Annotated in this window: 1 protein-coding gene; it reads right to left on the reverse strand. The window is 60.3% G+C overall.

What is annotated here, in order from left to right; genetic code table 11:
- A partial coding sequence (locus tag EE949_RS18275) for an AMP-binding protein (protein WP_164666797.1) occupies positions 1 to 330 on the reverse strand: 330 nt, incomplete at both ends.

Raw genomic sequence — 330 nt, forward strand, 5'->3', positions numbered from 1 at the left:
ACATAGGCCAGATTGTCCGGTGTCGTATGGTTGATCAGGTTCTCGGCGCTATAGCCGTCCAGCGCGGCTTCGATGAACAGGCACTGCACGTTCGCCGGGACCGGTAAGCCATTCATCAGATGATTTTGAGCCAGCAGCAGCTCGATGCCGCTGTCCTGCATCAGAAAAGACAAGCGATCCTGCGGGTAATCGGGGTCCAGCGGCACGTAAGCGCCACCTGCTTTGAGGATTGCCAGCAGGCCGACGATCATGTCCAGACTGCGCTCGGCCGCCAGACCAACGCGCACGTCAGGGCCGACTCCCTGCTCACGCAGTTTGTGGGCCAACTGG

Source organism: Pseudomonas viridiflava, assembly GCF_900602065.1.
In the GTDB taxonomy this organism is placed as follows: Bacteria; Pseudomonadota; Gammaproteobacteria; order Pseudomonadales; family Pseudomonadaceae; genus Aquipseudomonas.